Below are 10,936 nucleotides of genomic sequence, written 5' to 3' on the forward strand. Positions count from 1 at the left end.
GGCGACCACGATCTCCACCGTGAGCGCGAGCAACGCCGCCCGCTGGGCGAGCAGCGTCGGGTCACCTACCGCCACGGTGTTGTTCAGACGCCCCTGGGCCGCCAGCATCAGCGTCAGCTCGGGGCCGATACCGGCGGGCTCCCCGGTGGTGATCAGCAGCGGCAGCGCCATTACAGGCGAATGTCCACGAAGGCCTGTTCGCGAATTTCACGCTGCCATACTTCCAGCTCTTCATTGGCACGACGCTGGAAGATGGCCTGGCGCACCTGCTCGCGACGGCTCTCTTCGGTCACGTCCTGACGACGGCGCTCCAGCACTTCGATCACGTGGTAGCCAAACTGCGAGCGCACCGGCTCGGACAGCTGGTTGGGGCTGAGCGAGTTCATGGCCTCTTCGAAGGCAGGCACCGTCTGGCCGGGGCGTACCCAACCCAGGTCGCCACCGTTCATGCCGCTTCCCCGGTCATCGCTGAGCTCACGGGCAACAGTGGCAAAGTCTTCGCCCTGCTGCAGGCGTTGGCGAGCCTGTTCTGCACGGCTACGCGCTTGCGCTTCGTCACGGGTGGGCGTCAGCTCGACCAGCACGTGGCGCGCACGGGTCTCTTCGATGAACGACTGGCCCTGCTGAGAGGGCTGCTGCTCGAGAAAGCGCTCCACTTCCCGGTCCGACACGGAAACCCGCTGGCTGATCTGACGCTGCTGCACCTGACGCATCAACATTTCGCGCCGCACTTCCTCACGCACGCTGGCCAGGCTCATGCCATCGGCTTCCACGGCATCGGCAAACTGATCCAGGCTCATGCCATTGGACTCGGCAATGCTACGCAGCTGACGATTCAGCTCGGTGTCGTCCACGCTCAGGTTGGCACGGCTGGCCATCTGCAGCTGAATTTCGTCCATCACCATGCGCTCCAGCACCTGCCGGGCCAGCTGGCTGCGGGGCGGCAGTTGGCCGCCTTGAGCGGCCGCCTGCTGCTCGATTTCCGCGATGCGTTCGTTCAACTCGCTGCGCATGATGACACCATCGTTGACCACGGCCACGACGCTATCCAGCGGCTGACGCTGTGTGGACTCGAAGCTCTGGGCCTGAACGGTCAAGGGTACCAGGGCAGCGCCAGCGCCCAGGCAAAGCGTCATCATGGTGCCCGCTGAAAGCTGTCTTGCCCGCTGGGTGAGCTTGCGGGTCCGCAGGGTCTTTCTGATCGTCATAAAAAGTCTCTTTCAGTCGCCATTCAAGGTGATCGTTAAAGGGGTGTGGGGCGGTAGCCTGGGATCGCCTGTTCAAAGTAGCTGTCGGCTTCCTGGCCAACACCGCCAAGACCACGGAAGACAAAGCGCAGGAACAGGCCACGGTCGCTAAAGTCGTCTTCCACTCTGGCGGTATCGTTGTCGTCTATCCACTCCCGCCAGACAAGCTGTACGCCGTAGCAGCAGTCGTTCCACTGCAAGCCCGCCAACTGCTCCAGAGGACGATCGTTGGTTTGATCGTGCAGGTAGCGGCCAATCAAATCAATCCTTGGGCTGGCTTTCCAGGCCAGCGACAGGTCCCACTCTTCACGACTGTAGTCGCGGAAGCCGTCGTCACCGGGCACCACGGAAGGATCGAACCCTTCGATCTCCCAGCGGTAGCCAAGGTTCACTACGTGGCCATCAGGATGACGATAACGCAGGTCGACGCTGGAGCGTTCGGTCTGCTCACGCTCGTCGTCATAGAGCCATTCATAGCCCGTACTCCAACGGTCATTGATCTGCCACTCCAGCCGTGTCACCAGCGGCGAGCGATCCCGCGTGGCCTGATAGCGGCTCAGCGGATTGGCGTCGGGGGCATCTTCCGGACGCGGCGGCAGCGTGCTCGGGTCACCGTCACTGTCGATGCGCCGCTCGGCAAAGTAGAGGCTCTGGCCAACGCCCAGCGTCAAGCGATCACGCCCGGCGCTGTCTTCGATCAACCGAGACTGCACGCCCAACGAGACGCGATTCAGATCACCGACCCGGTCAGCCCCCGAGAAGCGGTGCGGGGACCAGAGCTGATCCCAGGAGAATGCCCGTTCACGGCTATCGAAGTCCGGCAGTTGGGTCTGGTTGGTACGCGGCACGTAGGCGTAGTTGATACGGGGCTCGAGAGTCTGGCGATAGTCACGCCCGCCCAGCTCAAGCTCACGCTCGAAGACCAGCCCACCGTCGATGGAGGTGATGGCGACGCTACGCGAGGGCGACGTATCGCGGTCCGTGATACGGTCGCCGTAATCCAGTTCGTAGGCGGTATGCCACAGCTCGCTGCGCGGTTCGATATAGCCCCAGGGCTGCTCATAGCGCCAGCCCACGCTGGGGGTCAGGTGCAGGCGGGTACCAATGGCGGCTTCCCGCTCGGGGACCTGACGTTCGTCCACGTCACGCCAGAAATAGGTCGCGTTGGAGCGCCATTGGGTATAAAACCCGCTGCCCAGCTGCCAATCCGAGTTGGCGGTCAGGCTGGGCAGACGATAGAAGGGACGATCCGTATCGCTGAGCGGGTCTTCCAGGCGCTGAAACCCCTGGGCCCTGGCGTCCAGCTGCCAGCGCTCGCCGCGGTAGTCCACCTGCGCCAGGCGCTCCATGCTGACCCGGTCGCCGCTGCCGAACTCGCCACCAAAGTCGTCGAAATAGCGCCCATCGCTGGCCGCTCCGTAGCGCAGTTGATAGTTACTGCGTGGGGCCAAGGCCCCGGCGTGCTGCGCATCGATGTACCAGCGTTCTTCGCCTTCGAAGCGATTGTCCCCGGTGCTGCTGCCACCATCGCTGCCCAGGAAACCACCCTCCACGATCCCCTGGCTTTGCTCGAACAGGTAGCGATACTCGCCATTGAGCAGCAGCCCACGGTCCGACATCCAGCGCGGTGTTATGGTGGCGTCATGGTTAGGCGCAATGTTCCAGTAGAACGGCTGAGCATAGTCAAAGCCGTCACTGGAGAAGCTCAGCGTGGGCGACAGCAGCCCCGTGTGGCGGCGGTCATCGATGGGAAAACGCAGCCAGGGCCAGTAGAAAATCGGTACGTCCTTGACCTGCAGGCGCGCGTGGCGTGCCGTGCCGAATCCGGTGGCCTGGTTCAACTGGATATCGCTACCCACCAGTTGCCAGCTGTTGGCCCCCGGATCACAGGTAGTGAAGGTGGCATCGCGCAGTCGATACTGCTCTTCTCCGGTTTGCTCCAGTTGACTGGCCTGACCGCGCAGGTGCTGCTCATAGAGCACGTAATGGCTATTGCGCAGCGAGGCGCGATCTTCGTTGAGCATCAGCGTGGCCTGTTCACCACGCACCATGGCCTGACCGTCGCGAATGACCAGATCACCTTCGGCATCGACGCGTTGGCGGTCCGCCGGGAGAAATACCTGATCGGCCTGCAGTTCGGTATTGCCGCGACGCAAGACCACATCGCCGCGCAGCAACGCTTCGCCATCCGCGGCATAATCCGCTTCATCGGTTTCCACCGAGAGCGTTTCCGGGTTCTCTTGCGCGGACAAACGATAGTCGGGCATCACATAGCGCCCACGACACAGCTGTTGACGTGCTTCGTCCTGCCCCCAGGGCTGCCAGTCCAGCGCGTCAGCCGACAGCGGCTGGCCCTGAGCCACCGCTGACAGCGAGGCACCGGCGAGCACACTGCCCAACAGCGTTTGCGCAACCGGAGTGGTGCGCGAGATTCGCTTGCCCATGTTCGTTATCCTTGGCATCCAGAATCGGTATTATACAGCCCGCATCATGCCCGACCAGCAAGGAGCTTGCATGTCCTCTTCCAGGATCGACGCCCTCACCCAGTGGGCAGCGCAGCATCATGGCCTCGCGCCCGCGCATATTCAATTGGCACCGGCGGGCGGCGACGCCAGTTTTCGGCGCTATTTTCGCCTCACGCTCCCCGATGGCAGCACACGCATCGTCATGGACGCGCCGCCCGCCCAAGAGGACTCGGCGCCTTTCGTGGCCATCGGCAAACGCTGGCATGCCGCCGGGCTAGCGGTCCCCTGCATCTATGCCAGCGACCTCGACGAAGGCTTCCTGCTGCTGGAGGATCTGGGCGACACCCCGCTTCAGGACACCTTCACGGACCCTGACAGCACCCGCCAGCGCCACCTTGAAGCGATGGCGCTGATTGCTCAGTTGCAGAATCGTGCCGACCCTGCGGCGCTACCCGCCTACGATGAGGCCCTGCTGGGGCGTGAACTCGATCTGTTCCCCGAATGGTGCCTGGAACGTTGGCTAGGGCTGACCGCCCCCGAGTCGTGGCCCGCTCTGCGTCAGGCGTTGATCCATAGCGCGCTGGCACAGCCCGTGGTCAGCGTACATCGGGACTTCGATGCCATGAACCTCATGTGCCAGGATCAGCAACTGACGATGATCGACTTTCAGGATGCCGTGGCTGGTCCGCTCAGCTACGACCTGATCTCGCTGCTGCGGGGGCGTTACTGCCGTTTCAGCGCCAGCCAGTTTGCCGAGCTGGTATCGCTATTCTACCAGCAGGCTCGCCAGGAGGGGCGACTGCTCCGCACCACCTCGGAAGCGGACTTTCTGGTCCAGTGCCATGCCATGGCAGCCCAACGTTCGCTCAAGGTACTGGGCATTTTTTGTCGGTTGACGCTACGCGACGCCAAGCAGGGCTACCTGGCCCGCCTGCCCCACTTCCTCGATCACCTGGAAGATAGCCTGGCGGCCCTGCCTGAACATCGCACGTTTGCCGAGTGGGCCAGCAGCGTACTGCGCCCCGCCATCATGCAGCGCCTGGCGGAGCAGAGCGCATGAAGGCCATGATCCTGGCCGCAGGCCTTGGCAAGCGCATGCGCCCGCTCACCGACCACTGCCCCAAGCCGCTGCTGCCCGTCGCGGGCAAGCCGCTGATCGTGCATCACATCGAGCGCCTGCGGCAGGCGGGCATTCATGAGTTGGTCATCAATGTCAGCTATCGTGCCGAGCAGATCATGGCCGCGCTGGGCGACGGCAGCGCCCATCAGGTATCCATCCAGTGGAGCCACGAGCCATCTCCGCTAGAAACCGGCGGCGGTATTCGCCAGGCACTGCCGCTGCTGGGCGAGGCGCCTTTTCTGTTGATCAACGGCGATGTGTGGTGCGACTACCTGCCGGACGCTGCCGCGCTGGCCGCCGAGGATCTGGCGCATCTGGTGCTGGTGGACAACCCGGTGCAACACCCTGAGGGCGACTTCGCGCTGCATCAGGGCCGGGTGGCGAGCGCTGGAGCGTCACGCCTGACCTTTGCGGGCATCAGCCTGCTGCGCCCCGCTCTGGTGGCCAGCGAGCCGCCTGGGGCGTTTGCCCTGGCGCCGCTGCTGCGCCGGGCCATGGACGAAGGGCGTGTCTCGGGCGAGCATTTCGCTGGCCACTGGGTAGACGTGGGCACGCCAGAGCGCCTTGCGGTGCTGGAACGCCACCTTGCCTGACGGGTTTGCGATAGAGGACGTGCAGGCGACATGGAGAGAAGCCGTGCGTCTGCGCCTGGAAATGTTATGCTGCGCGACTTACCTTTCGTCGCCAGCATGAGGAGAGCAACGTGAAAGCACGGGTAGCATGGACCGATGGACGCCAGTTCGTGGCGGAGTCTGGAAGCGGACACAGCGTTGTGATCGACGGCCCACCTGACCACGGTGGCCGTAATACCGGGCCTCGCCCCATGGAAATGCTGCTGATGGGCATGGGCAGCTGTACCGCTTTTGATATTCTCAACATTCTCGACAAGGCACGGGCAGAGGTCACCGACTGCGTGGCCGAGCTGGATGCCGAGCGCGCCGATGAAGTTCCCGCCGTCTTCACCAAAATCCACGTCCACTTCGTGGTCACTGGTCGCGGCTTGAAAGAGAAGCAGGTCCAGCGCGCCGTGGAGCTTTCTGCCGAGAAGTACTGCAGCGCGTCGATCATGCTGGTCAAAGGCGGTGTCGACATCACTCACTCCTATGAGATCCGCGAAGCTTGAGCCGTCACAGGTCGGCTGACCACGCGGGTGACGCTGCAGCATCAAAAAAAATGGCGTGGCTGGATGCAAGCCACGCCCTGGGCGGGCATAATACGCCCGCTTGTTTTTCCCTTTACTGCGTAGTGCGGGGTCGCTTACAAGGCGGCTGCGTTAGCACGGTGACAAGTGTTTATCGGTTCCGGCGCTGGCTCGTCGGGGTGTCCTCATCTGCCATAGGGAGGTTCGGAAGTGTCAGATAATCTCCGACTCCACGGGTTCAACAACCTGACCAGCTCTTTGAGCTTCAATATTTACGACATCTGTTACGCCAAAACCGAAGAGCAGCGTGCGGCTTATATCGACTATATCGATGAGCTTTACAACGCCGAACGTTTGACGCAGATCCTGAAAGACGTCACCAACATCATTGGCGCTCATGTACTGAACATCTCGCGTCAGGATTATGAGCCCCATGGCGCGAGTGTGACCATTCTGATTGCCGAGCACGAGCTGGATGAACCGACGCCAGGGCAAACCGAGCCAGGACCTGGCCCACTTCCGGAAACGGTCGTGGCCCACCTGGACAAAAGCCATGTGACGGTACACAGCTACCCCGAGTCGCATCCCGACAACGGCATCAGTACCTTCCGGCTGGATATCGATGTATCCACCTGTGGGCATATCAGCCCATTGAAAGCGTTGAACTACCTGATCCACAGCTTCGACTCCGACATCGTCACCATGGACTACCGCGTGCGCGGTTTCACCCGTGACGTCGATGGCAAGAAGCTGTTCATCGATCACGACATCACCTCGATTCAGGACTATCTGGCAGAAGATACCAAGCAGGCCTACCAGATGATCGACGTGAACGTGTATCAGGAAAACATGTTCCACACCAAGATGCTGCTCAAGGACTTCGAGCTGGACAACTACCTGTTCGGCACGTCGCGCCGCGACATCACCTTCGAAGAAGCCCGCGATATCGAAGGCCGTCTGCGCAAAGAGATGCTGGAAATCTTCTACTCGCGCAACCTCGACTGAGGTTGCTGGCAAAAGATTCCGCTGGCACAACGCAAAGCCGCCCTCTTCCGGGCGGCTTTTTTCATGCTTGTTCAGTGCTCGACATCAGTACTCGACATCAGTACTCGACACCCGGGGTCGCGCTAATAAAACCCGGCGTCGCCTTCAGGGCGCGTCTTGAAGCGCCGGTGCAGCCACAGGTACTGCTCGGGGTGCTTGCGAATGGCCCGCTCGATGAATTCGTTCACCCGGGTGGCATCGGCCACTTCGTCGCCGCTGGGGAAGCCTTCGAAGGCGGGCAGGCATTCGATGGTGTAGGTACGGTTGTCCGGGTTGCGGTGAAACATCAGCGGTACCACCGGCGCTCCGGTCATGCGGGCGATCTTGGCCGTCAGGCGAATGGTGGCCGCCTGCTGACCAAACAGCGGAGCGAAGACGCTGACATCGCGACCGAAATCCTGGTCCGGGGAGTACCATACGATATGCCCCGCCTTGATCCGCCGCACCACGCCACGCAGGTCGTGACGGTCGATGGCCTGGCCAAAAATGCGCGAGCGTGCCCGGGTCATGAAGCGTTCGAACAGCGGGTTGTTATGGGGGCGATAGACCACGTCCGCCGGGAAAAACAGCGAGTGCAGCGCGCCACCCAGATCCAGCGTCGAGAAGTGAATACCGACCACCAGCACGCCCTTGCCCTGAGCTTTGGCATGGGCCAGATGCTCCTGGCCATGATAGGCCACGCGATGACGCAGGCCTTCGGCATCGCGACACCAGCCGGTAGCGGTTTCCACCAGCCCAATACCGTTGGCGATGAAGGTTTCCTTGACCAGCTGGCGCTGCTGATCGGCGCTTTTCTCGGGAAAGCAGAGCGCCAGATTGGTGGCCGTGATGTGCCGCCGACGCTTGGCAAGCCGCCACGCCAGCAGGCCTATCATCTTGCCTACCCAAAGCCTGACTCGCCAAGGCAACCAGGCCGCCACGTACATGGCACCAATGGCCAGCCAGGTCGGCCAGTAGCGGGGGTGCGCAAAAGAGCGCGGATAAGATTTCGACATACAGATAACCGTTTAGACGTTGGCCCCATGGTACTGCCGAGGTGCTCTGGGCAGCACGCCGGTCAGCAGGGTATAGCTGATGGTATCGCAGTAGCGGGCCACTTCGTCCACCGACAGCACGCTGCCCTGGGTAGCGCGCCCCCACAGCACGACCTCGCTACCAATGGCGGCGTCGGACACCTCGGTGACATCCACCGTGAGCATGTCCATGGATACTTTACCGGCGATGGGGCAGCGCTGGCCGTTGACCAGTACCGGCGTGCCATCCACGGCATGGCGATCATAGCCATCCCCATAGCCTGCGGCGACGACGGCAATCTTCGAGGGGCGTGGGGCCTTCCAGCGTCCGCTGTAGCCCACTGGTTCGCCGACGGCCAGCTCACGCAGGGCGATGATTTCCGAGCGCAGCGTCATTACCGGGCGCAGCTGCCGGGTCAGCTCGCTGGCGACTTCCAAGGGGTCGCTGCCATACAGCATGATACCCGGCCGGTTCCAGTCGCCATGGGCCGTTGGCCGGGCCAGGGTGGCAGGTGAGTTGGCCAGGCAAAGCGGTGCCTTCAACGTGGCCGCCAGGGTCTGCAACACGCCCATCTGATGCTCGAAGTAGCTGGCATCCTGGGCATCGGCGTTGGCGAAGTGGCTCATCAGGTGCAGCGCGGTGACCTGTGGGGCACTGTGCAGACGCTGCCATACCGCAGGCGCCTCCTGAGGAGAGAACCCCAGTCGGTGCATGCCGGAATCGACCTTCAACCAGACGGGAATCGGTCGCTGCGGGGAATAGGCCAAAAGCGCCTCTACCTGCCAGCGGCTGTGCACGCTGATCCACAGGCCATGATGGTCGACCAGCGCCAGCTCGTCAGCGCTAAAGATACCTTCCAACAGGATGATGGGGGCCTTGATGCCGCCTTCACGCAGGCTCAACGCCTCTTCGATACAGGCCACCGCAAACGCGGGCACCTCGGCTTCCAGGGCGTTGGCACAGGCCAGCGCACCGTGACCATAGGCATCGGCCTTGATGACGGCGACCGAGCGGCTCTGAGGCGCACAGCGGCAGGCTAATTGGTAATTGTGACGCAGCGCGTCCAGATCGATATGGGCCACTAACGGGCGCATGGCTATCTCACTTATCAGAGCGCTCGTACGACAGCGCGGTGCTGATAATCCGCACGGCTAGCGAACGGATATGGGTTTAGCGGGTGTTACCCGGTTGCCAGACAAACTGGCTATCAAAAACAGCGCACCGAGTGAAATGCTCGGTGCGCGGTAGACGTACGTATCAAACGTGCTGGCGAAGCCAGACGGCTTCGACGAGGCTACGCCTCGAAAATCGAATCCAGAGAAAGGCCCTGTTTTTCCAGCGAGCGTCGTAGCTTCTTTAACGCTTCCACCTGGATCTGACGAACGCGCTCGCGGGTCAGACCGATTTCGGCACCCACTTCTTCCAGCGTGGCGGCTTCATACCCACGCAGGCCAAAGCGACGCACCACCACCTCGCGCTGTTTCTCGCTGAGCTCGTCCAGCCAGTGGTCGACATGCTCACGCACGTCGCCATCCACGAGGCACGCCTCAGGTCCTTGCACGTCATCATCGGTGAGAGTATCGATGAGAGGTTTGTCACTTTCACCGCCCATCGGGTAGTCCACCGAAGACACACGTTCGTTGAGCCCCAACATCTTCTTGACGGTCTCCACCGGCTTGTCGAGATGCTCGGCAATCTCTTCTGCGGTGGCTTCGTGGTCGAGCTTCTGGGTCAACTCACGGGCGGCACGCAGATAGATGTTCAGCTCCTTGACCACATGAATCGGCAGACGAATGGTGCGTGTCTGGTTCATCAAGGCGCGTTCGATGGTTTGCCGAATCCACCAGGTGGCATAAGTGGAAAAGCGAAAGCCGCGCTCAGGGTCGAACTTTTCCACCGCGCGAATCAACCCGAGATTACCTTCTTCGATCAAATCCAGCAGCGTCAAGCCACGGTTCAAATAACGCCGGGCAATCTTGACCACCAACCGCAGGTTGGACTCGATCATCCGTGAGCGCCCCAGGGCATCACCCTTGCGCGCCAGGCGTCCGTAATAGACCTCTTCTTCCGGCGTCAGTAGCGGCGAAAAGCCTATTTCATTGAGGTAGATCTGGGTAGCGTCGAGGCTCTGAGTGGATTGGCGGTCGTCCCGACCCAGCGCTTTCTCGAACTCTGCCTCCTCAGCCGTGGCATCGTCATCGGCCTCGTCCAGCGCTTCCTCAACCTCGTCGAGGTCGATTTCCTGTAGGTCCTTCTCCAGCATACTCATGGTCATACCCCCGTTGTCTCACCTATCCGCCATTCGAAAAAGTCCGGGTGGTCGCACTCCCTGTGCGCGTGCACCTTATTGTTATATGACGCCTTAGTTAGCTGTCCGGGTTACCTTGATCGAGCTAATACGTTACCTTCAGAGCGTGGTGCCTAGCGAGCGGGCAAATAGTCGAGTGGATTCTGTGGCTGGCCATCGCGGCGCACCTCAAAATGCAGCTTGACGCTATCTGCGTCGCTATCGCCCATGGTGGCAATGACCTCACCGGCCTCGACGACATCGTTCTCTTTGACACTTAAACTGTCGTTGTGTGCGTAGGCGCTGAGGTATTGATCGTTGTGCTTCAACAATATCAGGTTACCGTAGCCACGCACACCGCTGCCCGCGTACACCACGATACCGGGGCCTGCCGCTCGCACAGGTTGCCCCTTTTGCCCCGCGATATCAATCCCGGCAGTAATGCTCCCACCCTGACCAAACTCACCGGTAATCTCTCCATCGGTAGGCCAGCGCCAGTCGACATTATCGACAGGCGTGAAGGTACGCGAGGAGCGATCCGGGCGAGCGGCCTGAGCAGGCTGCGCCGCAGGCGTTGGCTCTGGCGTTGCGGCGGGCGCGGGCTCGGGAGCCGGCTCG

10 protein-coding genes are annotated in these 10,936 nt (G+C 61.8%); 4 read left to right on the plus strand and 6 right to left on the minus strand.

All coding sequences use genetic code 11. The features are described from left to right. Positions 1-170 precede the first annotated feature (170 nt). The gene (locus tag B7L72_RS03075; RefSeq protein WP_081192474.1) at positions 171-1,208 is read right to left on the minus strand and encodes a peptidylprolyl isomerase; all 1,038 of its coding nucleotides are present in this window, start codon (positions 1,206-1,208) and stop codon (positions 171-173) included. Between the two features lie 35 nt (positions 1,209-1,243). Beyond that, positions 1,244-3,691, minus strand: a complete 2,448-nt coding sequence (locus tag B7L72_RS03080; protein ID WP_081192475.1) for an LPS-assembly protein LptD — start codon at positions 3,689-3,691, stop codon at positions 1,244-1,246. Positions 3,692-3,761: 70 nt separating this feature from the next. Between B7L72_RS03080 and B7L72_RS03085 the strand changes: the two genes are divergently transcribed. The 4 genes from B7L72_RS03085 to speD all read left to right on the plus strand — a co-directional run bounded on the left by B7L72_RS03085 (position 3,762) and on the right by speD (position 6,978). Continuing rightward, positions 3,762-4,772: an aminoglycoside phosphotransferase family protein gene (locus B7L72_RS03085; RefSeq protein WP_081192476.1), complete on the plus strand. Its 1,011-nt coding sequence runs from the start codon at positions 3,762-3,764 to the stop codon at positions 4,770-4,772. Next, positions 4,769-5,425: an N-acetylmuramate alpha-1-phosphate uridylyltransferase MurU gene (gene murU / locus B7L72_RS03090; protein ID WP_081192477.1), complete on the plus strand. Its 657-nt coding sequence runs from the start codon at positions 4,769-4,771 to the stop codon at positions 5,423-5,425. Before B7L72_RS03085 ends, murU begins: the two co-directional genes overlap by 4 nt. 110 nt (positions 5,426-5,535) lie before the next feature. Further along, complete coding sequence (locus B7L72_RS03095; protein WP_016916305.1) at positions 5,536-5,955, plus strand: OsmC family protein; 420 nt, start codon at positions 5,536-5,538, stop codon at positions 5,953-5,955. 228 nt (positions 5,956-6,183) lie between these two features. Next, positions 6,184-6,978, plus strand: a complete 795-nt coding sequence (gene speD, locus B7L72_RS03100; protein WP_081136133.1) for an adenosylmethionine decarboxylase — start codon at positions 6,184-6,186, stop codon at positions 6,976-6,978. 122 nt (positions 6,979-7,100) lie between these two features. On the opposite strand, the gene lpxL is transcribed toward speD, so the two are convergent. From lpxL to B7L72_RS03120, 4 genes are all read right to left on the minus strand, one after another. Continuing rightward, positions 7,101-8,012: an LpxL/LpxP family Kdo(2)-lipid IV(A) lauroyl/palmitoleoyl acyltransferase gene (gene lpxL / locus B7L72_RS03105; protein ID WP_081192479.1), complete on the minus strand. Its 912-nt coding sequence runs from the start codon at positions 8,010-8,012 to the stop codon at positions 7,101-7,103. A 12-nt stretch (positions 8,013-8,024) separates the two neighbouring features. Beyond that, positions 8,025-9,125 (minus strand): alanine racemase, encoded by a 1,101-nt coding sequence (gene alr / locus B7L72_RS03110; RefSeq protein ID WP_081136136.1) that lies wholly within the window; start codon positions 9,123-9,125, stop codon positions 8,025-8,027. Between the two features lie 200 nt (positions 9,126-9,325). Continuing rightward, on the minus strand, positions 9,326-10,300 hold the full coding sequence (rpoS, locus tag B7L72_RS03115; RefSeq protein WP_026001995.1) for an RNA polymerase sigma factor RpoS: 975 nt from the start codon (positions 10,298-10,300) through the stop codon (positions 9,326-9,328). A 152-nt stretch (positions 10,301-10,452) separates the two neighbouring features. Next, on the minus strand, positions 10,453-10,936 hold a 484-nt coding region (locus B7L72_RS03120), incomplete at its 5' end, for a murein hydrolase activator EnvC family protein (protein ID WP_176212824.1).

The organism is Halomonas sp. BC1, from assembly GCF_002078135.1.
GTDB lineage: Bacteria > Pseudomonadota > Gammaproteobacteria > Pseudomonadales > Halomonadaceae > Vreelandella > Vreelandella stevensii.

What these genes read in the sequence shown, in the direction of transcription:
- B7L72_RS03075 (WP_081192474.1), bottom strand. Translation starts at nt 1,208, where the DNA reads ATGACGATCAGAAAGACCCTGCGGACCCGCAAGCTCACCCAGCGGGCA.
- B7L72_RS03080 (WP_081192475.1), bottom strand. Translation starts at nt 3,691, where the DNA reads ATGGGCAAGCGAATCTCGCGCACCACTCCGGTTGCGCAAACGCTGTTG.
- B7L72_RS03085 (WP_081192476.1), top strand. Translation starts at nt 3,762, where the DNA reads ATGTCCTCTTCCAGGATCGACGCCCTCACCCAGTGGGCAGCGCAGCAT.
- murU (WP_081192477.1), top strand. Translation starts at nt 4,769, where the DNA reads ATGAAGGCCATGATCCTGGCCGCAGGCCTTGGCAAGCGCATGCGCCCG.
- lpxL (WP_081192479.1), bottom strand. Translation starts at nt 8,012, where the DNA reads ATGTCGAAATCTTATCCGCGCTCTTTTGCGCACCCCCGCTACTGGCCG.
- alr (WP_081136136.1), bottom strand. Translation starts at nt 9,125, where the DNA reads ATGCGCCCGTTAGTGGCCCATATCGATCTGGACGCGCTGCGTCACAAT.
- rpoS (WP_026001995.1), bottom strand. Translation starts at nt 10,300, where the DNA reads ATGAGTATGCTGGAGAAGGACCTACAGGAAATCGACCTCGACGAGGTT.